Source organism: Candidatus Viridilinea mediisalina (assembly GCF_002532535.1).
Classification (GTDB): Bacteria; Chloroflexota; Chloroflexia; order Chloroflexales; family Chloroflexaceae; genus Viridilinea; species Viridilinea mediisalina.
In genome coordinates, this window is sequence record NZ_NQWI01000002.1 from 27,649 (window position 1) to 52,389 (window position 24,741).

Below are 24,741 nucleotides of genomic sequence, written 5' to 3' on the forward strand. Positions count from 1 at the left end.
AGCCGGCTGAAGCCGGCACTCCAGCGTCAGATTATAGACTTTTCAGACAGCCTTATAGAGAAAAGCGACGGAGACGCTCAATCTGCGCCCGCTCACGTCGATAGACCACAATGAACAGGATGAGCAACAGGGGCAACAAGACCGGCAGATGTTCGCGTTCGTCCTGAAGTTGGCGCATCAGCGCCCGCATTTGCACCAAGAAGGGATTGCTGGCAATCAATGTATCCAGTGCGTTGCTCAATTGCTGATTGAAGAATGATCCTTGCGATTCAGACATGAGGGGCTCCTTGTGGACTTGATGGGTTTCAGGGGGGGGTTAGTGCAAAAGCTTACCGATGTACTATAGGCAAAAAGTACCAAGTATTGTATAGTAGGTAGCATACCACAGGCTTGATAACACGAGAAAGGAGGTATTTCATGCGCTGGTATGCAAGCCAAGCTTGGGAACGTGCCATAGACATGGTGCGCTGGTTGATGGCGTGGCTGTTGGCGGCACGTGCGCGTGCGCCGGCCCAAGGTCTGACCGAGTACGGTCTTGTGCTCGTGCTTATTGCGATTACAGCAGTAGGCATTCTCACCCTCGTTGGGCGCACCCTTAGCGAAGTCTGGTACGAGGGCCTGGTTGACGCTTTGCCCTAATTTTTGTTTTCTTGCTATTTTCATTCCCTACAGCACCTCCGCATTATGCGGAGGTGCTGTGGTTTTTGGGCTACGCCCAACCCCACATTTTTTGTTCGGTTGTGGCGGCGAAGCCGCCACAACCGAACAAATATAAGGGATGGTTTCATGACACTTCACCATTTGCGCCATAAGGTCGTTTCTGAAATCATCCCTAACATTACGTTGCCCGATTCTGCGCCAATTGCACAAAGAGGGACAAGAGTTCCGGGTTTTTGAGGGAATCGGGGTTGGCTGCTTGTGCTACGGGCATGCCCATCATGATCTTCTTGATCGGCACTTCCAGCTTTTTGCCGCTGAGTGTCCGTGGTACGTCGGGGATGGCAAAGATGGCGTCGGGGACATGGCGCGGCGAAAGGGCGCTGCGGATGGCACCTTTGATCTTTGTAGTAAGTTCAGCATCGAGGGTGAGCCCTGGGCGCAAGACGACGAAGAGGGGCATGTAGGAGGTGCCACCGAGCCCTTCGAGGTCAACGACGAGGCTGTCGAGTACTTCAGGCAATGCCTCGACGACGCGGTAGATTTCGCTCGAGCCCATGCGGACCCCTTGGCGGTTGATTGTGCTATCGGAGCGCCCGTAGATCACTACGCCGCCCCGTTCATTGATCACGATCCAGTCGCCATGACGCCATTTGCCAGGGTAGAGTTCAAAGTAGCTCTCGCGGTAGCGTCGTCCGTCGGGGTCGTTCCAGAAGTAGATGGGCATCGAAGGCATTGGTTGGGCCACGACCAATTCACCCATGCTGCCAATTACGTGGTTGCCATCGCTGTCGAGTGCCTGCACATCTACGCCCAAGGCGCGACACTGAATTTCGCCACTGTAGACCGGCAGTAGGGGCGTGCCCGCCACAAAGCAGCCGCAGATGTCGGTGCCGCCACTGATCGAGGCGAGCCATACGTCGGCTTTGATCTGCTCATAGACCCACGCGAAGCCTTCGGGGGGCAGGGGCGATCCGGTTGAGCCGATGCCCTTCAGACGGCTTAGATTGTACTGCGCTCCCGGACGTACCTCACTCTTCATGAGCGCCGTCAGGTAGCCCGCACTGGTGCCAAAGAAGGTGATGCCCGCTGTTTCGGCCAGCTTCCAGAGGACGCCCATGTCAGGGTGGCCCGGGCTGCCGTCATAGAGGACGATTGTGCTGCCTACAAGTAAGCCGCCCACCAAGAGGTTCCACATCATCCAGCCGGTGGTCGAGAACCAGAAGAAGCGCTCGCCCCGCTTCAGGTCGAGGTGCAGGCTCAACTCCTTCAGATGCTGAATGAGGATTCCTCCTTGGCTCTGGACAATCGGCTTGGGCAGGCCGGTGGTGCCGGAGGAGTAGAGTACCCAGAGCGGGTGGTCAAAGGGTACCGCGACGCACTGCAACTCACCCGCCGTATTCAGGGCGCTCGCCCAGCTTACAATTGGCCCCTGTAAATCCTTGGGGGCCGCCTGGGGATCGAGGTAGGGAATAAAGATAGTTGCCTGAAGGCTCGGCAGGGCCGCCTGAATTTCCGCTATCGCCGTATAGCGTTCGTGGGCCTTGCCGCCATAGCTATAGCCATCTACCGCTACCAGCACCTTGGGTTCAATCTGGCGGAAGCGGTCAATCACACTCGGACTGCCAAAATCGGGCGAGCAGCTCGACCAGATCGCGCCCAGACTGGCACTGGCGAGGAAGGCCACCAGCGCCTGAGGGATGTTGGGCACATAGCCCACCACCCGATCACCCGCTTCCACCCCCAACTCGCGCAGGGTCGCCGCAACTGCCGCCACCTGAGCGCGCAACTCCGCCCAACTCAGCATCGTCAACGCCTGACGTTCCGACTGAAAGACAAGCGCCGGATGTTGCTCATTGGCCTGGCGAAAGACATGCTCCACATAGTTCATGTGTGCGCCAGGAAACCACTGCGCCCCCGGCATGTGCCGCTCCCCCAAGACTTGGCTGTAGGGTCTACTTGCCTGGATTTGAAAATAGTCCCAGATTGATGCCCAAAAATCCTCAACATGCGCCACCGACCAACGCCATACATCATCGTAATTGGCGAACTCAAGGCCACGGGTACTCCGCAGCCATGCCATATAGGCCCAAAGGTTCGTTGCTTCCTGGAGGTCACGCGAGGGAGACCAGAGCAAATTCGTCATTGAACTATTCCTTGTCTAATAGAGTTTTTACAGAGATGCAGAGGATTGAACCACAGAGGCACAGAGAACACAGAGAAGGGGGTGGTATGGCAATCACCATTTTTGGTTAGTTGACACTCCCTGCGTTCCCATACTCTGTGTCCTCGGTGTCTCTGTGGTTCAATCCTCAGTACCTCTTCTTGTTAACGTTGTGAATCCCTTGTCCAAAAAACTCTATCCCTGCCCTCCCTCTCTACTCACTCAAACGTGCCAGGCTATGAGCCAACACCGCAATTCCTTGGAGGATATGTTCCGGTTCGACCTGCTCATCAGTGAGCGAACTATCCCCATAGCGGCAGGGGATGAAGATCATGGCGGTCGGGGCGAGGTGGGCCATAAAGAGGCTATTGTGGTAGGTGCGGCTCACCATGAACTGACGCGGCAGCCCCAGGTCTTCACAGACACGCACAATCTGCTCGACCACCCCAGGATCGCAGGTGACTGGTGCATCGCTGCTGTGCATCTGGAAATCATAGGTCACATGGCGGCGCGCACAGATACTTGCTACTGCCCGATCAATGCTGCGTAGCACATGATCACGCGGCTCGGCAGCAATCTCACGCACTTCAAGGGTCAATGCGGCATGGCCAGGGATCATATTGACCAGCCCTGGTTCAATCTGAAAAAGGCTGGTGGTGGCCACCGTATGGGGCCGGTTGGTGGCGAGGGCTGCCGCCTCGACTGCCAGGGCAATTTCGGCTCCGGCCAGCAACGCATCGCGCCGTTCCAGCATCAGGGTGGAACCAGCATGGCTATGCTGCCCATGCAACCAGAGTTGCAACGTGGTGGCTGCGGCCATCGCCCGCACTACGCCAATCGCTTCGCCCTCAGTGGCGAGCAGCGGCCCTTGTTCAATGTAGAGTTCGATAAAGGCGGCATAATGGCCCGGAGCCAACGCCACCTGCTCCAGTGGTTCAGCCAAGCCAGCAGCCTGACGCCAATCCTCCAGCGTGCGACCAGTGGCATCTTGGAGCGCCCGCAGTTGTTCGGCCTGCACCAAACCGGCGAGGGCGCGCCCGGCCAAACAACCTAAGCCAAAGCGGGTTGGTGCATCGCCCGCAAAGACCAGCAATTCCAAGCTGCGGCGCGGCTGAAAGCCAGCCCGTTGCAGCGCCCGCACAGCCTCAAGCGCCCCCACCACCCCCACCGCCCCCGCAAAACGGCCCGCCTGGGGCGCTGTATCAAGGTGCGAACCACTCGCCACCGCTGGCAATTGCGGCTCGCGTCCGGGCCAACGGGCAAAGAGGTTACCCAAACCATCCTCGCGCACCTCTAGCCCACTGGCCAAACAACGGGCCCGCACGTAGGCCCGCGCCCGCACCTCCGCCTCCCCATAGATCAAGCGGGTCACAGCGGGCGCGGGTGCCTCCGTATAGGCCGCGAGGATGTCCAAATCGGCCATAATGGTCTCAAGGTCAATCAGCAACTCCATGGTTCTCGCTGCACATCCTTGTAGTAGATATAGCGCGCCGGTTGCTTGCCGAGCGCCGCAAACCATTGCGGGCAGAATGGCCCCATCCAGATGCAATCGCCCGCCTGCACCGGATACCATTCGTTGCCGAGCCGATAGATGCCCTGGCCCTCCAACATGAGCAGACCATGCTCCATCACATGGGTCTCGACCAACGGCAGCGTCGCACCGGGCTGGAAGGTAAAGACATTCACCGCCAGATCAAAGGCAGGCGTTGCAGGCAACAGGGTCTTCAGCAACAAACCCTCGTCACCCAAAAAGGCTTCATCGGCTACCTCATGCACATGGCCCATCACCAACGCTGGCAGCGCAACGCCCGCCAAAGGGTGGTAGCGACGCTGAAAGAGCAGCAACCCCGCCGCCAACTCCGTCGTCACCCGATAATCCTGCTGGGGCGGAAGGTAGAGAAAGCCCCCCGTTTCCAAGGCTACCACGCGATCATCCAGGGCAACCTCGACACTGCCCGAGCGCACAAAGAGCAGCACTTCATCATCGTGGTGGGTACGCTGGCCCAACCCATCGGGATCAAGTTCAACCAACAGCATCACAAAACGCGCACCCAAAGGCGGCCCAATCAACACACAGCATGTCGCCCCCGGCCATGCGGGATGCGCCGCACGCACCAAGCTATCCGGCGTCAAGAGCGCATAACGCTCGGTAACAGCACTGCGCGTCTGGCCAAGCAAAGGTTGCATGGTGGGAATGTCTTACAGGCGGGTTTGGGATGGCCTGGCCCTCCCAAAAACCACCTATCGGCAAGTAAAACCTAGCGGATACACCACTGCATAATCATTAGAAGCAGTCTGAAAAGCTCGTGGGCATGCGTTGGAGTGCCGGCTTCAGCCGGCTAAAGCCGGCACTCCAACGCCAGTTGATAGACTTTTCAGACAGCCTCTTACCGAAAGCCATGGGGAAAAAACCGCGCAGCCCATGGCGCTTCCCCTGGCAACACATGCGAATGGAGCGGCTCTTCGCCACGGAATACACCTAATGATTGATACGCTGCACCAGTAAGCACCAACACTTCAATCGTGCGCGCATGAGGTTCTACAAGCCAATATTCACTAACTCCAATACGCGCATAGGCACCACGTTTACCCTGAGCAGGATCGCGGTCGAAGACAGCAGTACTAGGTGAAGCAATTTCAACCACAAGATCGGGTGGGCCAATGAGACGTTGCGGGGCAACAACGGCAAGGTTAGCGTTATTGTAACGTGTCCTGAACCCATCTCTAACTATAGGTTAAGAGGGGCAAATGAGCAAATTTATCAGCAAAAAGCTGCCCACAAGCTATTCTGCCAACAGAACCTTATAGCTGGGTGTTCGTTGTGCGACCACCACACGAGCAAAGTTTGCCGCGAGGAGTGTTTCATAGTTGAGGAAGCTATTGGCCACCAGCAAGAGGCGACCCTGCGGCTGCAAGACGCTCCGCGCGTTGCCAAAGAAGGTTGTGGCCAAGGAACGATCAATGGTGCGCCCGCTATGGAAGGGTGGATTGCTCAGGATGAGATCAAAGCGCGGTGTCGTAGCCGAGCTCACCGCTTCAAGCCCATTGCTGGCGTAGATGCTGACATTTTGCAACCCAAGGCGCGCACAATTCTCGTGGGCTGCGGCAAGCGCCAGTTGGCAGACATCCAGCATGGTGACATGGGCGGCGCCTTGGCGTGCTGCGGCGATCCCAAGCACGCCGTAACCACAGCCAACATCAAGCACATTGAGGCCAGCAAGCGGGCCAAGCTGCCGGAGCAGCAACTTGGTGCCGGGGTCGAGATGTTCGTAGCTGAAGCTGCCCGGCAGACTGACGAGATGCAACGGGCCGTCGGGCAATTCAAGCTGAAGCGTATGCCATGTGCCAGGCGCAATCCCCCCGAGGCTGGCCCAGGGCGGCGCGGGCGGCAGCGGGTTGGCCTGGGTCAGTGCCGCCACGCGACAACTACCGCCATAGCCGAGCATCTGGGAGGTACCAAAGAGCGCCTTGGCGTCGCTGATCAGCGACTGGATGCCCGCCTGATTCGCCCCGGCGAGGTTGAGTATCCCGGTGGGACGCAAGAGCACCTGAGCCTCCACGAGCCAACGGCGGGCGAGGGCGCGGCTCCGCGGCCCCAGGATGATCACCCGGTCGAACGTGCCCGCCGCCTGGGGCAACAGGCTCACCGCATCAGCAACCTCCGTGTTCGTACAAGCATTCGTCGCAAGCGTAAGGCTGGCCATGCGCCGCACCAGCACATGGGGATCGCTCAAGACCAAATGGCCAGCGGGCAAGCGTTGCGCCAACACGACCCCAAGGGCAGGGTGAGCAGCACCAAGCAGCAACACCCGCTCGTGGGGTGCAGGGCGAATCAACTCAGCCGCAAGGCGACTAGCGGGGTCAAGGGTGGGGCCAGCGGGCACACCTGGCTGGCCAACCAGCAGCACCGTAGTATCGGCGATATGGAGGGGGTTAGGGTGAATACTCATTGGTAGTTCCACAACAACCTATCGTGATACGCCACTGCCACCGTCACCACCACAATGGCCAGCGCCATCAGAAACCAGAGGGTCGCCCACAACGGGGCCGGGATGCGGGTGTGACGGGCCAGCAGATGGGCGTCGCTCAGGTAGCCGGGGCGGGCGCGCCGCACCGCAATACGCATCAGGTCAATCAGGCTATGAATGGCAGCAAGGGGCATCTGTAGGGCTAAGAGCGCGAGGAGCAGCATGGCCGCTTGGCTGTCGAGCCACCATCCGGCTGCGCCGAGCGCCGCAGCGAGCAGCATGCCTGCGAGCCAGCCGAAGAGGTTGCGTACAAACAGGAGGCACAGTAGCCCCAGGCTTGCCCCCAAGCCCAGCAGCAGGCTCTGTTCGGCCAGCGGCGTGGCCGTGAGCAGAATCAGCAGCCCACCAAAGAGCGCCGCCCCCAAGTAGCCCGCACTAGCAATGATAACCCGATTGCCACCACGGATCAGTGCAAGCCCCTCCATGTTAGCATAGACCACAAAGCGCTCAAAGCGCCCCCCAGTCAGAATGGCGGCCAACCCATGGCTCAACTCATGCACAAAGGTATTCAGCAGCCGAAACGGGTAGAAGAGCCAGCCAAGCAGCGGAACCCGCCAGAGCAGCGTTGATCCGAGCGCCCCCGCAGTCAGCAGCAGAATATCGGGCCGTGTCCATGTGGTGAGGATGATGTCAAGCATAGAATAGTTCGTAGCCTCTTTACTGTTTGCGAGGACGCGAAGACGCGAGGACGCGCCTCACGTATCCTCGCAACATTGTAAAGCAGTCTTCTGCTTTGCGTACACGTATAGACAAACAAGAATCGTTGTAACTTTTTCTGCCTTGGTACGTATACCTAATAGACAGCATACCATTTCAGATTGTAGATTGCAGAACATGACGTCCTAATGAATTTTAGGGATGTTTTCAGATTACTTTAGGGAGGCGGATATTGTTACGTATCCCAGCAGCCTGTCATGCTGAATAGTCCATGGGTGGGCATCGTAGTGCCGACTTATGGTCTTCCAGTAAATAATCCGCTAACCAGACCTCGCAAATCTGGCATATCTATCAGGTCTAGCCCGTGCCGCGACACCGGATTAATTTCTGGAACACCATTAGTCGGCTGAGGTCTTTGGCAGCGATGGGAAGCCGACTAACGTCGGCACTACCTAAGGAGTGCGTGCGACCGAGGCGATTGCCCAGAGCAGCAAGGCCACGGCGACGATGCTTTACCAGCAGCGCGCGAAGCCGAATTAGAAGCAATACTTTGCAAATAAACCCTTTACCCCCCTCCCCCACCTTTCAACTCATAGAGTTTTTTGGAGGTTTTGGATGCGGTGTCAAGGATTTGCTCATTGAAAGCGGACAAACGACCTGCTAGGTGTGTGCCGTGCAGCCGCCATGCGTAGCCCCAAAGACCCAACGGCGCACACCTGGCAGGTTTGAGAGGCTGTCTGAAAAGTCTATGGGTTGGCGTTGGGGTGCCGGCTTTAGCCGGCTAAAGCCGGCACTCCAGCGTGTGCCCCCGGCTTTTCAGATAGTTTCTTAAACCCGCAAGCGCTCCTGCGAACCCAAGGCTTCCCCGCTTTGCCGCTTTCGCTATTATCAAGAACGCGAAAGCCCATTGGAACGCCATGTTCGGCAATCTACAATCTACAATCTACAATCTACAATCTACAATCTACAATCTACAATCGTAAATGGTATAATTGGTACGCCCCTACGCCCATTGCCCCGCCGCCAAGCAGCAGCAGCAAGCTGGCCATGAGTGTTGCGCGGCGTCCCTGCAGTTCGCTGCGGGGCAGATACCAGGCCCAGTGGTCAACGAGGTGCTGGTTGGGTGGATCGTAGTACCAGGCCCAACGTGGCTTGGCCTGTGTGGGCAAGGGGGCAATGGCTGTATCGGCAAGGGTAAGGCTTTGTGCATCAGGGCTGGTGCCGCGTAGCTCGGTCAACTTGGGGCCGAGTTCGTCGTTACGCCCACTGAAACCTACTGCCAACGGGTTCCATGGGGTTGCCTCGATGCGGATGCTTGCCGCTGTGGGCGGTAGGTGCAGTTGATAGTGGCGTAGTTCTCCTGAACTTGGTTCAGCCAACAACGCTCCGTTGAGCGTCAGGCGTAGAGCGCTTGCGGACGCTTCGGGTGGGCGCCGATCATCGAGGTTGAAGTAGATGCGGGCGCTAGGTGCGTTGCAATGCAGTTCGCCCCACGCCCCACTGCGTCGCGGCAGCACTGCGCCATCGCTGGCTTCACTGGCAAACCAGCCATCAGCCAAACGACAGACGGGCGGCGCGGTACGGTAGGCCGCCCACCGCTCACTCAGGATGCGCCAATGACCCACTAGGGCCGCGCCAGCAACACTATGCACCCGATCAGCGGCAAGAGGCATAACCCCATACGTACTGAAGTTCAAAAGCACCCCGCCCAGGTTGCCAAGCCAACCAACGAGCAGCAGCAACACCGCGAGCCCCTTCAGGGCCATTCCTTTTCTTACCTCTGTGCCCTCGGTGCCTCTGTGGTGCAATTCTCTGTCGCTCAAAAACTCTCTCCCCCCTCGCAGCCCATAGCCCGCCCCCAAGAGTAGCAGTGGTGCCACCACGGGCAGCAGGAAGCGTGGCCCCCAGACTCCACCACCATCCCAGACACTCCAGCGCGCATAGAGCAGCACATGGCTCAGGAAGAGCCCCCAGCCAAGCAGTACTACGCCACGTTGCCCCCGCCGCCAGAGCAGGTAACTGCCAGGGATGGCCAGCAGCAGCGGCGGCGCATAGAAGACAATGCCCTTGCCCGGGCTGAGGAGTAAGCCGTACAGCCCTTCAAGCAGCGGTGTGGTAAAGAGGCTCGCTTCGCTGGCATAGCCAGAGGCCAGCAGCGTGCCAAAGCGGGCATAGTTGTACCACATGAGCAGCGCGAGCCCAGGCAACAGCGCGAGCAGCCATACGAGATTGGAGGCAGACCAGCGCACAAAGCGGTGTCTGGGGTCAGTTTGACCTTGGTATACCCTATGCCAACTCGCCAGCAGCACCGCCACAGCAAACACTGGCAGCACCACCCCCGCCGCGAGGCGCGTGGTCAGCAGCAGGCCCGTGGCCAACCCGGCGAGCATCAGGGCGCGCCAGGGCTGAGAGCTCGTGGCGCTGGCATGGATACGCTCGGCAGCCACGAGGATAAGCAAGGCCGCCAATGGCTCTGAAAAGAAACTCCGGGCATAAGGCCAGGCCATTGTCGCCAGGCCATAGCCCAAGCCTAACGTTATCGCCCAAAGGCGCGTGCTACCCAAACGTAACGCCCATGCCGCCAAGAGCGCCGCAGTTGCTGCGGTAATCGGCCCATTCAAGGCGGTCACCAGGAAACGCGACGTATAATCCCGTGCTGCCGCATCGGCCCCGCCCAAACTTGCGCCCAACATGTGCAGCGGCAAAGCCAAGAGCGAGGGCAAGACGCCATAGGGACTATAGCGTTCCGCGTCACGTCCGGGGCGCAACGCCGCCACACTGCCCACCTCTTCAGCCCGCACCGCCACCTCGCCGCGCGCCAACATACTGCGCGTCACCGCCAGCATCGTCTCTTCATCGGGCGAATAGGTGTGCCCACTCATAGTCAGCAGGTAGAACCCACTGAGCAGCCAAAAGATAGCCCAAGTTATGGATCGCATAATGGATTAGAGGGGAACGGGGAACAGGGGAACGGAGAACAGGGGAACAGGGAACGGAGAACAAGGGAACAGGGGAACAGGGGAACGGAGAACAGGGGAACGGGGAACAGGGGAACGGAGAACAGGGGAACAGAGAACAAGGGGACAGGGGAACAGGGGAACAGAGAACAAGGGGACAGGGGAACAGGGGAACAGAGAACAGGGGAACAGAAAGTGTGGATGTTGGGAACATTTTGGGGCATTGTTACGTTACGTTAGAGTAGAGCATGATCGTAAAGGGTAAGAGGCTGTCTGAAAAGTCTATGGTCTGGCGTTGGAGTGCCGGCTTTAGCCGGCTAAAGCCGGCACTCCAAAATATAGAAAGGACATATACCATGCATGAAAAACGCAAAATGATCACCGGGATCGCCTTCGTAGTCATTCTCATTTCCATTGTGGGCGTTGTGTGGGCAACGTTCCTCGGAGGTCAGGTAAACGAGACGTTTTCTGAAGTTGCACAGGGTCTTTCCGCAGACTCGGCACCCGCTGCTGCGCATCAAGCACCGGCTATGGATTTTGATGAAGTTGCTCTTGAGGAACGAGCCGCTGGTGGCGCAAGCCAAACCCAAGTAGAAGTCCCTCCTAGCCAACGTATCGTGATCAAACAGGCTAATCTTACCATCCAAGTGCAAGATGTGGATAGTGCTGAGAGCCTGCTGCGGAGCCGCGCTGAACAACTCGGCGGCTTTGTGGTCAGTGTACGCACAGTGAATCATGAACACAACAATACCAAAACATCCTTCATCACCTTCCGGGTGCGTGCGGAACATTTTGATGAGGCTCTGAGTGGCATTGAAGGCTTGGCCCACCGCGTCATCTCGCGCTCGGTTACCGGCGATGATGTTACCGAAGAGTTTGTAGACATCAGTGCGCGCCTACGTAGCCTTGAAACAACCCGTGATCGCCTGCTCGATCTGCTCGCCCGTGCCGATGAGGTGGAAGATGCTCTGCAGGTCAATCGCGCTCTCACCGATCTTCAAAGTCAGATTGAGCAGATCCAAGGGCGCATCAACTACCTACGTGATCGTGCCGCCCTCTCGACCATCAACGTGGAACTGCGTCCGATCCCGGCGCGCCCCCCCATTATTGATGAAGATAGCTGGCAACCCCTCATTGTCGCCAGCGACGCCCTCAGTGCCCTGATCTCCCTCGTTCAGTGGCTGATCAACGTAGGGATTATCCTGCTTGTCTGGATACCCGTCTGGTTGCCGATCTTGCTGCTGGGGCGCTGGTGGCTGGGCCGTAAGTGATGTGGGTGTGACCAAAATGTGTAGGTAGGGTACGTGAGGGAACTTGGTTCCCTCACGCCGGGAAATGCGTAACGTACAACAGAGAGATTACCAAACGTTAAAGCAAGTCTCCTGCAAACTTAACATAAACATAATCTTTATCGGCTACATTCGGCAGAGCGACCAATGCGGTCGCGAGAATTTTATGCGTGGAGAACCTAACCTATGCGTTCGTTGCTCGCTCTGCTGCTGATCAGTGTGGCCATGATCCTGTCCGCCTGTGGGGGTACGCCTGCGCCGAGTGCTGCGCCCGCGCCGAGTGGTGCTACACCGGCACCGGCAAGTGCGCCGACGACGCCGTTGATTATGGCGTGGTATCCGAATGAATCGGGGTCTGATCTTAAAGATGCACGTGATGCGTTGGCTGAAGTCATTAGCGAGACCTTGAACCGTCCGGTTGAGCATCAGACGACGACAGACTATATCATCGCGATTGAGGCGATGGTCAACAACAATGCCCATCTCGCCTTCTTTGGGGCGGAGGGGTACATTCAGGCCAATGAGCGCAATGCTGCCGTTGTTCCCTTGGTGATTCCGAGCGGCAGCGATGGCACGGCAGAGACGGCGGTCTACTACAGTTGGCTGGCGGTGATGCGCGGCCAGGAGGAGAACTATCAGGAGAATGGGGTCTATGGCATAGACAACATTCAGGGTAAGCGCTTCTCCTTTGTCTCCAACAACTCCACCTCTGGCTTTCGTGTGCCTTCGTCCAATATTGTACGCTACTTTGGGGCGATGGAGCAGTGGCAGGGTCTCACGGCGGATGATCTGATCGAGGGCGGCAGCAATAGCTTCTTCGCCGACGTACAGTTTGGTGGTTCGCACCAGGGCACATTGGTCAATCTGATTACCGATCGGGTGGATGTTGCATCCTTCTGTGATACCTGTGTTGCCAACTATGTTGAACTAGTCGCGGGGAGCGAGAATGCGGTCGGCGCGGTCTACCGCGTGATTGAGAACGCTGACGAGCCCTTTGATAAGTATCCCGGCGCAGAGTTTGTGCTGATTGAGTCGGTGCCGGTGCTGAATGCGCCCTTTGTGGCCAATGGTGCGATGCTCAGCGCCGAGGAGATCCAGGCGCTCCAAGAGGTTCTCACCTCCGATGCGGTTGCCGAAAATCCCCGCATCTTTGCCACCAAGGAGGCGATGGATGCGGGCTTTAGGCCACTCCTGCGCAAGACTGGTGAGGATCGCTTTGTGGTTGTACCCGATTCCTTCTTCGATCCGATTCGGGCGATGCGCTGATGGTTTCTCTTCGGGGGCCAAGCCCCCGATCCCCCGCTGCGGGTGGCAGCGCCGCCAACGGCGGGTAGAGGGATTTTTCGGGGGCCAAGCCCCCGATCCCCCGCTGCGGGCGGCAGCGCCGCCAACGGCGGGTAGAGGAATTTTTCGGGGGCCAAGCCCCCGATCCCCCGCTGCGGGCGGCAGCGCCGCCACATTGCAAGAAAAAAGGGAGCTTGGGGCGCAGCCCCAAAGCGGATTTTAGAGTCTGTCTGAAAAGTCGGTCGCTACACGGTGGAGTGCCGGCTTTAGCCGGCTAAAGCCGGCACTCCACGCCGCAAGGCGTAATGAGGTGTCCACTATGGCCCTGTTGCAGATCGAGGCGCTGACGAAGAGCTACGGTAACGAGGCGCGGGCCCTGGATCAGATCAGTTTCTCGATCCAGGCGGGTGAGTTTGTGGCGATTATTGGCCCTTCGGGGGCGGGGAAGTCTACGCTGCTGCGCTGTATCAATCGCTTGGTTGATCTGACGAGTGGCGATGTGCGTTTTGCTGGGGTGAGTGTGCCGACGCTGCGTGGCGGTGCGTTGCGTCGCCAGCGCACTCAAATTGGCATGATTTTTCAACACTACAATCTGGTGAATCGCTTGAGTGTGCTGGAGAATGTGCTGCACGGGCGTCTGGGCTATAAGAATATGGTTCAGGGCGTGTTGGGCCTCTATAGCGAAACTGAGAAGCGCGAAGCGGTGCGTATTCTTGAGAGTTTGGGGTTGGGTGAACAGATCTATAAACGCTGCGACCAGCTTAGTGGTGGCCAGAAGCAGCGCGTGGGCATTGCGCGGGCGCTGGTGCAGCAGCCCAAGATGCTGCTCTGCGATGAGCCGATTGCTTCGCTCGATCCCAATTCGGCCAAGATTATCATGGATACGCTACAGCAGATTAACCAGAAATTGGACATCACGGTACTGGTCAATCTGCATCAGGTTGATGTGGCGCTCGCCTATGCCCAGCGCATCATTGGCGTGAACCGTGGGCGGGTGATCTTCGATGGGCCACCTGCCGAACTTCAGCAAGAGCAGATCCAGCAGATCTATGGCTCTGAGTCGGGTGAACTGATCTTTAGCCTGCGGGAGCGTTATGCCATCTGATCCCTTGAAGCTGCGTCAGATACAGTCCATCGCCTTCTTTGCCATACTGGCCGCCTTGACCTATGGCTCGATTGTGATCACCAAATACGACGTGGTGCAGGGCTTTACGGCGATTCCGCGCGCCTTTAGCTGGGCCACTACCCATTTCATCCCCGATGAGGCGGCGTGGCGGCGTCTGCCCCGGATTCTCGAGAAGCTCTTCGAGACGATCCTGATGGCGGTCTCGTCGGCGACTACCGCCTCGGCGCTGGGGCTGGTGGTGGCCCTGCTTGGCGCTACGACCACCCGCCCCCACCCTTGGTTTAGCCTGCCCGCACGGGGTATCGCCAGCATCTTTCGCAACATTGATGTCTCGGCGTGGGCGCTGATCCTGCTCTTCTCCTTTGGCCAGAGTACCTACACCGGCTTCTTCGCCCTCTTCTTCGTCACCTTCGGCTTCATTGTGCGCGTGATGGTCGAGACGATTGATGAAGTGGGCATGGCCTCGGTCGAGGCGCTGCGCGCCACGGGGGCCAACTACCTGACGATCATTAGCCAGAGCGTCATTCCCGCCTGTCTGCCCCAGTTGATTAGCTGGGTGCTCTACATGATCGAGACCAACATCCGCAGCGCGACGCTGGTTGGTATTCTCACTGGCACGGGGATTGGCTTTTCGTTTGATCTTTACTACAAAAGTATGAACTACAGTTCGGCCAGTCTCGTGGTGCTCGTAATCGTGGTTGCTGTCTTGATCATTGAAGCGCTCTCCAATGTGATTCGAAGGGCGGTGCTGTGAGCCAACGAAGTGAACCGCTGCCACGCATCCGCGTGCGCCCCCTGACGCGGGCCAATCTGAGCATCCAGTTGACGCTACTCGGCCTGACGCTGCTGACACTCTATAGCTTTACCACCTTCGATACGCGGGGCATTGGTCTGGTTGAAGCGCTGCAGGATATGCTCAACAACTTTCGGCTGCTGCTCCTAGAGCCGCGGCTGCGGAGTGTGAGCTTTGCTGATCTGCTTGAAGCGCTCTTCGTCACTGTCGGCTTGGGGCTGCTCACCACCGTCTTTGGGGCGATCATCGCCTTTTTCTTGGCCCTCTTTGCCGCGCAGAATCTCGCTCCTATCTGGCTCAATAACCTGATCAAAGGGGGTACCGCCTTCATCCGCGCCGTGCCGACCGTCCTCTGGGTACTCTTCTTCGCTGTTGCAGCGGGCATGGGCAGTGTCGCCGCCGTCATCGGCATGACCTTCCACTCAGCCGGTTATCTGATCAAGGCCTACGCCGAATCGTTTGAGGAGATCGATGCTGGCGTGCTAGAGGCGCTGCGGGCGAGCGGGGCGAGTTGGTGGCAGACCGTCTTTCAAGCGGTGGTTCCCACCTCCGCCTCGGCGCTCCTCTCGTGGACTTTTGTGCGCTTCGAGATTAACTTCTCAACCGCGATTGCGATGGGCGCGACCGCTGGGGCGGGCGGCATCGGTTTCGATATGTTCATGGCAAGCGCCTTCTACCTCGACCTGCGCGAGTTGGGGGCCTTCACCTATGCCATTTTGGTCTTTGCGATGGCGCTTGAGTGGTTTGCTACCCATATGAAGGCGCGCCTCGGTAAGTCGCGGGAGTAGTAGTGATCAATGTACCCTATCACCCACATTCTTAGTTGTTCACCGGCCCATGAAGTTGCTGCGTTGTCCGCGACGGTTTTGGCGCGCTACCCCGCCGAGGCGCTGGTCTTCATCACCGAGCCGCGCACGGCGCTCGTGCAGTTGCGTATGGCTGAAGGCGTGGCCGAGAGTCAGTTCAACGCGGGCGAGATCTTGGTTAGTGAGGCGCTCCTTGAGTTGGCCGGGCATTTCGGCTTTGGCATGGTCATCGGGCGCGACCTACAGCATGCGACGGCGCTTGCCATTCTCGATGCGGCGCTGCGTATGCCGGGCGATCCCCATGCCGATCTGCGCCCACACATTGATGCGCTCAGCGCAGCCCTCGCTGCCGCCCAAGAGCGCCGGTTTGCTGCCGCTGCGGCGACGCGAGTGGTGTTTGACACGTTTTAAGGGTGCGCGCGGGAATCTGGTTCCCGCGCATCCTGCCAAAAAAATTGAAAAATCATGATAGCTGCACCACCCACCACACAAGCATATTTCAATAGCCGCACCTTCCGTATTCTCCTCGATTCTCTGGCCCGCCCTGGTACGCTGGGGCGGCTCCCGCCGCCGCCGCAGGGCTACGATCTGCCCCTACTGCCTGCAATGCAACTGCCCAACCACTATGCGGTGGCCGCGCTACTCAGTCTGCTCGACCAGGGTACCAGTATGGCGCATGCCGCCGGGGGGCTCTGGCTGAGCGCCGAGCACCCCTTGACGCGCTGGTTTACATTGCGCAGCAATGCCCAAGTGGAGACGCCGGCCTACGCCGACTATGTACTACTCCACGATCCCGCGTCGGCTGCTTGTCTGGGCGATCTCAAACGCGGCAGCCTCACCTTCCCCGAACAGAGTTGCACCGCCTTCCTCTGCGTCGCGCAACTGGACGAGCATGGCGCAACCTGGCGACTTGCCGGGCCGGGCATCGCCGGTAGTCGCACGGTTGGCATCCCCGGCCTGCCCGCGAATGTTTTGTCGGTAATCATGGCTACGCGCAGCGACTTTCCGCTGGGCGTAGACATCTTCTGCATTGATGTAACCGGGGCATGCTTAGGTCTGCCGCGCACGACGCGCATCGAGGAAGTCTGCTCATAAGAAGCCCCCGGCGGGGGCGCTTCGCCTCCCCCAGCAAAGCTCTTTTGGCGGGGGTCTGGGGGAGGCGAAGCCTCCCCCAGCAAAGCTCTTTTTTGTTGCGCTTTGGCGGCGAAGCCGCCAAAGCGCAACAAAAAAGAAAGGAGAAACTATGGGTTACGTCGCCGCCCGTGGCGGCACCGAGGCGGTGCTGCGCGCCGAGGAGTTGGCGGCTGCATTGCGCCTGCTTGGCGGGAGCGATCCGCTGCAATTGCCCCAGATCAGCGATCAGTTGCGCCACGCGGTCAGTCGGGCCATGCACGAGGGGGCGCTCTATGCGCCGCTGTTGGCGGCGTTGGCGGTGAAGCAGGCCGAAGGTGATAGCATCGAGGCCAGTTTTCTGCTGCGCGCCTACCGCACGACGCTGACGCGGGTGATGGCAACACTGCCCGCGTCGGGACGCACGATGGCCTGTATGCGCCGCATCTCGGCCTCGTTCAAGGATATTCCGGGGGGGCAGATGCTTGGCCCCGCCCAAGACTACCAGATTCGCCTCTTGCAGCCCCTCTTGGCGCTTGAAGATGGCGACGCCGTTGCCCAGGCGCTCGCTCGTTACGCCGCGCTTGTTGCGGTTGGCGCACCCCAAGCGGGGGAGATTGGCCACTTCCCCAAGGTGGCCGACTATCTGCGCGCCGAGCAACTGCTCGTTGCACCGCCCGCTGAAGTGGAAGATGAACCCTTCGATCTGACGCGCCAAGCCCTGATCTTCCCCTGCCCGCGGAGCGCCCGCCTCCAGGCGCTGGCGCAGGCCGATAGCAGCAGCCTCATGACCTTCGCCTACAGCAGCGTGCGCGGCTACGGCGACGCGCATCCTACGCTGGCCGAATTGCGCTATGGCTACCTGCCCATCCAGGTGGCCCATCCGCTCACCGGCGAGGCGGTCACCATTGGCGAGATCGAGGCGACCGAGTGCGAGATTGTCTCGAAGGCGCACAGCGTCAGCAACAGCAGCGCACCGCCGAGTTTCAACCTGGGCTACGGTTTCGCCTTTGGCCAGAGCGAAGTGAAGGTGATGAGCATGGCCATTCTCGACAGCGTCCTCACCCAAGCGCGCCTCGGCAGTCTCAGCGGTAACTCCGGTCCAGCCGCCGACGAAGAATTTCTCCTGCTCCACTGCGACGGTATCGAAGCGAGCGGCTTCACCGCCCACTACAAACTGCCCCACTACGTCACCTTCGAGGCCGACCTGCGCGTCCTGGATCGCGCCCGCAAGCACCATGCAGAGTAAGCCCCCGGTGGGGGCTTGGGGGAGGCGACGCCTCCCCCAGTGGGGGCGGTGCCTCCCCCGGCGGGGGCGGTGTCTCCCCCGGCGGGGGCGAAGCCTCCCCCGGCGGGGGGTTGGGGGAGGCGAAGCCTCCCCCGGTGGGGGCTTGGGGGAGGCGACGCCTCCCCCAGTGGGGGCGGTGCCTCCCCCGGCGGGGGTTTGGGGGAGGCGACGCCTCCCCCAGTGGGGGCGACGCCTCCCCCGGCGGGGGTTTGGGGGAGGCGACGCCTCCCCCAAAAAACCCGCTCTTCTTCCGCTGTGGCGGCGAAGCCGCCACAGCGGAAGAAGAGCGCGGGTTCGGGGCAGCGCCCCGAAGTACAAGGAATCGAGCGAATGCAACAGACCAATGAACAACTCTACAATTTTGGCCTACTTGACGAAGATGCCAAGCGCGAAATTCGCCGTAGCCTGCTCAAGGCGGTGGCTATCCCCGGCCACCAGATCCCCTTTGCCAGCCGTGATCTGCCTATTGCCCGCGGCTGGGGTACCGGCGGCCTACAAATTACCCTGGCTATCATTACCCCTGAGGATTGTCTCAAAGTGATCGATCAGGGCGACGACGCGGGCGTCAATGCGGTCAATCTGCGCCGCCTGATTACCCAGACGACCGGCGTGGCGACGACGGTGGATAGCTGCGCGGCGAGTCTCATTCAGACGCGCCACCGTATTCCGGAAGAGCCGCTGCGCGCCGATCAGATTCTGGTCTTGCAGGTGCCGATGGTTGATCCGCTGCGCTGGGTTGAACCCAATCTGGAGCGGGCGACGGTGATGCACGGCGAGGCGGACTATGGGCGCATGTGGGTCTATATGTATGAGAGTGTGGTGCGGGCGGGCGATCTGCGTATCGCCAGCCAATATCCGGTGATGGTCAATGGGCGCTACATGATGGATACGACGCCCATTCCGCGCTGGGATGTGCCGCGCCTTGACATGGCCGAGACGCTCTTTCTCTTTGGGGCTGGGCGCGAGAAGCGTATCTATGCCGTGCCGCCCCATACGCCGGTGGTGCCGTTGCAGTTCGAGGACTACCCCTTTCGCACCGAGTACCAGGCGGGGCAGCGTTGTGTGCGCTGTGGCGCTGAGCAGACCTTTCTGACCAGCCATTTTGTGCCCGATGGCGCGGGTGCGGGGCAGTGGGTGACGAGCTGTTCCGATAGCAGTTTTTGCGATAAGCGCCTTGCTAGTGCGGAGGTGCAACCATGACGTGGCTCCTCCAGGTGGTTGATCTGCACAAACGCTACGGCCCCGGCTGCCCCGCCTGCGCTGAACTGACCGGCCCGCGCCAGGGGCGCAGCCAATGCCCGCGCTGTGGCACCGTTCACGCCTGCGTTGCCGCCAACTTTAGCCTACAGGCGGGCGAAGTGCTCGGCATCGTCGGCGAGAGCGGCAGCGGCAAGAGTACCCTGCTCCAGATGGTGAACCTGAGCCTGCCCGCCGATCAGGGGCAGATCCTCTATCAGCCACCGGAGAGCGGCGCGGCGGTCGATCTCTGCCAGATGAACGGCTACAGCGCCCGCCACTTCCGCAACGACCGCCTCGGCATTGTCCACCAACGTCCCGAATTGGGCCTCAATATGCACTTCTCGGTGGGGGGCAACGTTGCCGAAAAGCTGCTACTGGCCGAATGGCGTCATGTGGGGCGCATCCGCGCACGCACCAGCGAACTCATGCGCCAAACCGAACTGCCCCCCGAGCGGATTGACGACGAACCTCACACCTTCAGCGGCGGCATGCTGCAACGGGTACAGATTGCCAAAGCCCTCGCCAGCCGCCCCAGCCTGCTGTTGCTCGACGAGGTGACGAGCGGTCTCGATCTCTCGGTACAGGCGCGGGTTCTCGATCTGATCCGACGCATTCAATGGGAAGAGCAGATCACCATGCTCCTCGTCTCCCACGATCTCGGCGTCATCCGCCAACTCGCCCGCCGCACCATCGTCATGAAGAACGGCCAGATCGTCGAGTCCGGCCTGACCGACCAGATTATGGAAGATCCGCAACACCCCTATACGCAACTGCTCGTCTCATCGGCGTTGTGAGGCGATGCGGGAACCGGGTTCCCGCATCGCCTTCCGGCGTGGAGCGGGAACCGGGTTCCCGCATCGCCTTCCGGCGTGGAGCGGGAACCGGGTTCCCGCATCGCCTTCCGGCGTGGAGCGGGAACCGGGTTCCCGCATCGCCTTCCGGCGTGGAGCGGGAACCGGGTTCCCGCAAGCCCCCTTCAAGCAAAAAGACATGAACAAAACCCTCCTCACCGTCGAAGACTTAACCAAGAGCTTCGTTCTCCACCTGATTGACGGGCGCACCATCACGCCGGTGCAGGCGATCAGCTTTAGCATTGCTCCGCAAGATCATCTGCTGATTCACGGGCGCAGCGGCATGGGCAAGACCAGCATCCTCAAATGCATCTACCGCTCCTACCTCGCCACTGCGGGGCGCATCTGGTTCACGTCGCAACTCTACGGGCGTATCGATCTCGTCGCGGCGCACGACAGCACCATTCTGCGCCTGCGTGAACGCGAGATTGGCTACTGCTCGCAATTCTTGCGCGTCCTACCGCGCGTCTCGGCGCTGGATGTGATCTGCGAACCGCTCTACCGCCAGGGCTGGGCGCGCGACGCCGCCCAGGAGCAGGGGCGGCAGTGGCTGCGCGATCTGGGTATTCGCCCGCACCTCTGGCAAGCCAGCCCGGTCACCTTTAGTGGCGGCGAGCAGCAGCGCATCAACCTGGGGCGTGCCTTCATCGCCGCGCCGCGCCTGCTCCTCCTCGACGAGCCGACCGCCAGCCTCGACGGTGAGACGAAGCAGATTGTCGTACACATGATTCAAGCGGCCCAAGCTAACGGTACCAGTGTGATCAGCGTCTCGCACGATCTCGCTGCACTGGGGCCATGTGCCAATCGCCAGTTGGCGTTGGCGTAAGAGATTGTCTGAAAAGTCTATGGTTTGGCGTTGGAGTGCCGGCTTCAGCCGGCTAAAGCCGGCACTCCAGCGTGTGCCCCCCGGCTTTTCAGACAGCTTCTAAGGTTCTCTTATGGACTACCTCCTCAGTAACGCCCACATCGTATTGCCCAACGCTATCATGCGCAATGGTTGGCTCAGCATTGAGGCTGGTCGCATCAGCGGAATTGGCGAAGAGGCCGACTGCCCGCACGGTGAGGCGACGCACCACGATGATCTCCAGGGCAAATTCATCCTGCCCGGCATCGTTGACCTCCACTGCGACATGATCGAGCGCATGGTACAGCCACGTCCCGGCGTCCACATCCCCGTCGGTGTGGCGCTGCACGCCACCGACCGGCTGCTCTTAGGTTGTGGCGTGACGAGCGAATTCCATTCGCTCTCGCTCGATGATGATGAATTTGGCGTGCGCAATGATCGCTTTGTTGGCAGTTTTTTAGAACGTTTAAGTCGAGAAGAGCACTGTCATGCCCGCCACTTTGTCCATGCGCGGGTCGAAGTGAGCAGTGTACGGGGTGTGCAGGCGTTAGCCACCATGGTTGGCCATCCATGCCTGCGCCTCATCTCGGTGATGGATCACAGCCCAGGCCAGGGGCAGTACGCCGACGAACGCGCCTTTCGCAACTACATCGTGCAGACAACCGGGCGCAGCGATGCGGAGATTGACCTCATCTTAGAGCGCAAACGTATCGCCGTGAGCTACATCCCTGCTCACATCGCCCAAGTGCTGGCGGTGGCCCAAACGCACAACATCCCGGTCGCCAGCCACGACGACGACACCCCAGCAAAGGCCCACTTCTGGGCCGAGCGGGGGCTCCGCATCGCCGAATTTCCTACGACACTCAGCGCGGCTCAGGCGGCCCATGAAGCCGGGTTGGCCGTAGGCATGGGCGCACCCAACGTGCTGCGCGGCCAATCGAGCGGCGGCAACCTCAACGCCCGCACCGCCCTCGCCGCCGGCGTCGTAGATTGGCTCTGCGCCGACTACTACCCCGCTGCGCTGCTGCCCGCCGTCTTTCTGCTCGCCGAAGAGGGGTTGATGGATCTTGCGGCAGCCGTCGCGCTGATCAGCCACAACCCAGCGCAAGCCGTCGGCATGGCCCACGAACTCGGCAGCATCACCCTTGGCCACGCCGCCGATCTGATCGTGGTGGAACGCAGCCCCGACCCGATCGTGCGCCAGGTCTTTGTTGCGGGCCGGTTGGTGATGCGCATCTAGGGTAACTTCAAACCCCAATGTTGACATCCGCCCCTCCCTCAGGCTATACTCCCTCTGCGGAAATATTTTTCCATGAGATGGAAACCAAGACCTATGGTGCAGTCCCTTGATCGTGCCTTCGATGTCCTCGAAACGCTCGCTGCGAGTAGTGATGATCTGCCACTCTCGCAGATTACCGAGCGAACCGGTTTGCCCCTAGGGACAGTACACCGTTTGTTGAGTGCGCTGATTGCGCGTGGCTATGCGGCACAAAACCCTGAGACACGCCTCTATGGGCCGGGGCCGGGCTTGCTTGAGGTAGCGGCTCGGGCGGCCATGAGCCGCCGCTTTGATCTGGTGCGCATTGCGCGCCCTTGGCTGCAAGAATTGACCGCAACCACCGATGAGACCAGTAATCTCTTGACGCTCCATGGCGATGAGGGGGTCTATAGTGAGCAGGTGGCCAGCCCGCGCTTGGTACGCATGTTTACCGAGGTGGGCCAGCGGGTGCCGCTCTACTGTACCGGCGGCGGTAAGGCTATCCTCTCTGGCTTGCCTCCCGATCAATTGGATGCCTACCTCTCACGGGTGGAGTTGCGTATGTGGACGGCAAAGACCCTAACGAGCCCGCAGTTGCTCTTGCGCGAACTGGCACTCTGTCGCGAACGCGGTTTCGCTCTCGATGACGAAGAGCGCGAAGTGGGCGTCTGTTGCGTCGCCGCCCCCATCTTTGATCGCTTTGGGCGCTGCATCGCCGCCCTCAGCATCTCTGGGCCAAGTACCCGCATGAGCCTGGAACGCGCTATCAGCCTTGGTGCGCTCGTGCGCCAGATTGCCGATACCTGTAGCAGCCAGTTGGGCTTGGCTCCAATACCTTGCAAATAAGCCGGGGGGCTTGACGCAAAGGCGCAAGGACGCAACGTGTTGCTAGGAATGGTTTCAGAAGTTGTCTGAAAAGCCGGAGGGTACACGCTGGAGTGCCGGCTTTAGCCGGCTAAAGCCGGCACTCCAGCATGTGCTTCCTAGCTTTTCAGACAGCCGCTCAGAGTTACCGGATTTTCGCCTATGCATCATCCCCATTCCCTACGCACAGAACCAGCAGGGACAACGATTGCCCAGATTATGACTGCGGCCCTGGCAGCGGTTGATCCGGCTCAGGCGGTGCGCCGCATGGTGCGCCGTGAGGGTGCGTTGCTCTACGCTGGTGAGCATTGCTTCGATCTCACGTCCATTGAGCGCGTCTTTGTCGTTGGTGCGGGCAAGGCTGGCGTACCGATGGCTTTGGCTCTTGCTGAACTATTAGGTGAGCGGCTCACCACTGGGTTGGTGGTGGTCAAGGATGGCCACGGTGAAACCACCTCCCACGAAAAATTGCGCTTTCTCGCGGCGGGCCATCCGCTGCCCGATGAGCGTGGGGTTGCCGCTGCCCAGGCGATGGCCACGCTCTTGGCTGAAGCGGGGCCGCGTGATCTGGTGATTGCCCTCATCTCCGGTGGCGGCTCGGCGCTCTTGAGCCTGCCCGTGCCCGCTGTCAGCCTCGCCGATTTGCAAGCGCTCACCCAAGCCCTCTTGGGCTGTGGGGCCGCAATTGGGGCCATCAATACGCTCCGCAAGCACCTCGATCAGATCAAGGGCGGCGGCTTGGCCCGGATGGCCGCCCCAGCCCACCTGCTGACCCTGCTGCTCTCCGATGTGGTTGGCAATCCCCTTGATGTGATTGCCTCCGGGCCGACTGTTGCCGATCCCACGACCTTCCAGGATGCCCTGGCGCTCCTTGAATACTATGGGCTTACGCGCCAACTGCCCCCGGCGCTTGTTGACTATCTGCGCCAAGGTGTGGCTGGGGCTGTGGCCGAGACGCTTAAACCTGGTGATGCGGCTCTGGCGCGGGTACACAATCTGCTGGTGGGGGCCAATCGCCAGGCCGCCGAGGCGGCGTGCGCGGCAGCGCATGCCGCTGGCTGGCAGAGCCTCATCCTCACTACCGCGCTTGAAGGTGAAGCGCGTGAAGCAGGGCGCATGTTGGCTTCCATCCTCCGCGAGGTGGCGACCTATGACCAACCTCTAGCTCGCCCCTGCTGCCTCGTGATCGGTGGCGAGACAACCGTCACCCTGCGTGGCAATGGGCGCGGTGGGCGCAACCAAGAATTGGCCCTCGCCGCCGTTCAAAGCCTCGCGGGCCTCGAACGGATCGCTTTGGTGACCCTCGCCACCGACGGCGGTGATGGCCCCACTGACGCCGCCGGGGCCGTTGTGACCGGCACGACCCTGGCGCGCGCCCAAGCCCTCGGCCTTGATCCCGCAGCCCATTTGGCCAACAATGATGCCTACCCCTTCTTCGCCGCCCTCGATGACCTGCTGCGCCCCGGCCCAACCGGCACCAATGTGAATGATTTGACCTTCTTGTGTGCGTGGTGATACCATTTTAG

The 24,741-nt window shown here is 60.1% G+C and carries 23 protein-coding genes; 15 read left to right on the top strand and 8 right to left on the bottom strand.

What is annotated here, in order from left to right; genetic code table 11:
- Nucleotides 1-52: 52 nt before the first annotated feature.
- Nucleotides 53-277, bottom strand: a complete 225-nt coding sequence (locus CJ255_RS00760) for a hypothetical protein (RefSeq protein ID WP_097642180.1) — start codon at nucleotides 275-277, stop codon at nucleotides 53-55.
- Nucleotides 278-417: 140 nt separating this feature from the next.
- Here CJ255_RS00760 and CJ255_RS00765 point away from each other — a divergent pair, with 140 nt between their 5' ends.
- A complete protein-coding gene (locus CJ255_RS00765) occupies nucleotides 418-639 on the top strand; it encodes a Flp family type IVb pilin (protein WP_097642181.1) in 222 nt (73 codons plus the stop codon).
- Between the two features lie 199 nt (nucleotides 640-838).
- Here CJ255_RS00765 and CJ255_RS00770 read toward each other — a convergent pair whose 3' ends face one another.
- The 7 genes from CJ255_RS00770 to CJ255_RS00800 all read right to left on the bottom strand — a co-directional run bounded on the left by CJ255_RS00770 (nucleotide 839) and on the right by CJ255_RS00800 (nucleotide 10,445).
- Complete coding sequence (locus CJ255_RS00770; protein WP_097642182.1) at nucleotides 839-2,803, bottom strand: acetoacetate--CoA ligase; 1,965 nt, start codon at nucleotides 2,801-2,803, stop codon at nucleotides 839-841.
- A gap of 232 nt (nucleotides 2,804-3,035) precedes the next feature.
- The gene (locus tag CJ255_RS00775; RefSeq protein ID WP_097642183.1) at nucleotides 3,036-4,274 is read right to left on the bottom strand and encodes a hydantoinase/carbamoylase family amidase; all 1,239 of its coding nucleotides are present in this window, start codon (nucleotides 4,272-4,274) and stop codon (nucleotides 3,036-3,038) included.
- A complete protein-coding gene (gene allE / locus CJ255_RS00780) occupies nucleotides 4,262-5,008 on the bottom strand; it encodes a (S)-ureidoglycine aminohydrolase (RefSeq protein WP_097642184.1) in 747 nt (248 codons plus the stop codon). The genes CJ255_RS00775 and allE overlap by 13 nt, the downstream gene beginning before the upstream one ends.
- 200 nt (nucleotides 5,009-5,208) lie before the next feature.
- Nucleotides 5,209-5,553 (bottom strand): Uma2 family endonuclease, encoded by a 345-nt coding sequence (locus CJ255_RS24795; RefSeq protein ID WP_097642185.1) that lies wholly within the window; start codon nucleotides 5,551-5,553, stop codon nucleotides 5,209-5,211.
- A 51-nt stretch (nucleotides 5,554-5,604) separates the two neighbouring features.
- Complete coding sequence (locus CJ255_RS00790; RefSeq protein WP_097642186.1) at nucleotides 5,605-6,771, bottom strand: methyltransferase; 1,167 nt, start codon at nucleotides 6,769-6,771, stop codon at nucleotides 5,605-5,607.
- Nucleotides 6,768-7,487, bottom strand: coding sequence for a M50 family metallopeptidase (locus CJ255_RS00795; RefSeq protein WP_097642187.1), 720 nt, complete (start codon nucleotides 7,485-7,487; stop codon nucleotides 6,768-6,770). Before CJ255_RS00795 ends, CJ255_RS00790 begins: the two co-directional genes overlap by 4 nt.
- A 990-nt stretch (nucleotides 7,488-8,477) precedes the next feature.
- Entirely contained in the window at nucleotides 8,478-10,445 is a 1,968-nt protein-coding gene (locus tag CJ255_RS00800; protein ID WP_097642188.1) for a hypothetical protein, read from the bottom strand.
- A gap of 548 nt (nucleotides 10,446-10,993) precedes the next feature.
- Here CJ255_RS00800 and CJ255_RS00805 point away from each other — a divergent pair.
- From CJ255_RS00805 to CJ255_RS00870, 14 genes are all read left to right on the top strand, one after another.
- Nucleotides 10,994-11,734: a DUF4349 domain-containing protein gene (locus CJ255_RS00805; protein ID WP_245863089.1), complete on the top strand. Its 741-nt coding sequence runs from the start codon at nucleotides 10,994-10,996 to the stop codon at nucleotides 11,732-11,734.
- Between the two features lie 204 nt (nucleotides 11,735-11,938).
- Nucleotides 11,939-13,018: a PhnD/SsuA/transferrin family substrate-binding protein gene (locus tag CJ255_RS00810; protein WP_097642189.1), complete on the top strand. Its 1,080-nt coding sequence runs from the start codon at nucleotides 11,939-11,941 to the stop codon at nucleotides 13,016-13,018.
- A 337-nt stretch (nucleotides 13,019-13,355) separates the two neighbouring features.
- Entirely contained in the window at nucleotides 13,356-14,141 is a 786-nt protein-coding gene (gene phnC, locus CJ255_RS00815; protein ID WP_097642190.1) for a phosphonate ABC transporter ATP-binding protein, read from the top strand.
- Nucleotides 14,131-14,916: a phosphonate ABC transporter, permease protein PhnE gene (gene phnE, locus CJ255_RS00820; protein ID WP_097642191.1), complete on the top strand. Its 786-nt coding sequence runs from the start codon at nucleotides 14,131-14,133 to the stop codon at nucleotides 14,914-14,916. Before phnC ends, phnE begins: the two co-directional genes overlap by 11 nt.
- Nucleotides 14,913-15,743 (top strand): PhnE/PtxC family ABC transporter permease, encoded by an 831-nt coding sequence (locus tag CJ255_RS00825; protein WP_097642192.1) that lies wholly within the window; start codon nucleotides 14,913-14,915, stop codon nucleotides 15,741-15,743. Before phnE ends, CJ255_RS00825 begins: the two co-directional genes overlap by 4 nt.
- 9 nt (nucleotides 15,744-15,752) lie before the next feature.
- Nucleotides 15,753-16,172, top strand: a complete 420-nt coding sequence (phnG, locus tag CJ255_RS00830) for a phosphonate C-P lyase system protein PhnG (protein ID WP_097642193.1) — start codon at nucleotides 15,753-15,755, stop codon at nucleotides 16,170-16,172.
- A 54-nt stretch (nucleotides 16,173-16,226) separates the two neighbouring features.
- Entirely contained in the window at nucleotides 16,227-16,856 is a 630-nt protein-coding gene (gene phnH, locus CJ255_RS00835) for a phosphonate C-P lyase system protein PhnH (protein WP_097642194.1), read from the top strand.
- A 148-nt stretch (nucleotides 16,857-17,004) separates the two neighbouring features.
- The gene (locus tag CJ255_RS00840) at nucleotides 17,005-18,120 is read left to right on the top strand and encodes a carbon-phosphorus lyase complex subunit (RefSeq protein WP_097642195.1); all 1,116 of its coding nucleotides are present in this window, start codon (nucleotides 17,005-17,007) and stop codon (nucleotides 18,118-18,120) included.
- A gap of 369 nt (nucleotides 18,121-18,489) precedes the next feature.
- The gene (locus tag CJ255_RS00845) at nucleotides 18,490-19,359 is read left to right on the top strand and encodes an alpha-D-ribose 1-methylphosphonate 5-phosphate C-P-lyase PhnJ (RefSeq protein WP_097642196.1); all 870 of its coding nucleotides are present in this window, start codon (nucleotides 18,490-18,492) and stop codon (nucleotides 19,357-19,359) included.
- Nucleotides 19,356-20,192 carry an ATP-binding cassette domain-containing protein gene (locus CJ255_RS00850; RefSeq protein WP_097642197.1) on the top strand — a complete coding sequence of 279 codons (837 nt, stop codon included), beginning with the start codon at nucleotides 19,356-19,358 and terminating at the stop codon, nucleotides 20,190-20,192. The genes CJ255_RS00845 and CJ255_RS00850 overlap by 4 nt, the downstream gene beginning before the upstream one ends.
- Nucleotides 20,193-20,388: 196 nt before the next feature.
- Entirely contained in the window at nucleotides 20,389-21,075 is a 687-nt protein-coding gene (locus CJ255_RS00855) for a phosphonate C-P lyase system protein PhnL (protein ID WP_097642198.1), read from the top strand.
- Nucleotides 21,076-21,187: 112 nt separating this feature from the next.
- Nucleotides 21,188-22,333, top strand: coding sequence for an alpha-D-ribose 1-methylphosphonate 5-triphosphate diphosphatase (locus CJ255_RS00860; RefSeq protein ID WP_097642199.1), 1,146 nt, complete (start codon nucleotides 21,188-21,190; stop codon nucleotides 22,331-22,333).
- 93 nt (nucleotides 22,334-22,426) lie between these two features.
- The gene (locus CJ255_RS00865; protein WP_245863090.1) at nucleotides 22,427-23,197 is read left to right on the top strand and encodes an IclR family transcriptional regulator; all 771 of its coding nucleotides are present in this window, start codon (nucleotides 22,427-22,429) and stop codon (nucleotides 23,195-23,197) included.
- Between the two features lie 180 nt (nucleotides 23,198-23,377).
- A complete protein-coding gene (locus tag CJ255_RS00870; RefSeq protein ID WP_097642201.1) occupies nucleotides 23,378-24,730 on the top strand; it encodes a glycerate kinase type-2 family protein in 1,353 nt (450 codons plus the stop codon).
- Nucleotides 24,731-24,741 lie beyond the last annotated feature (11 nt).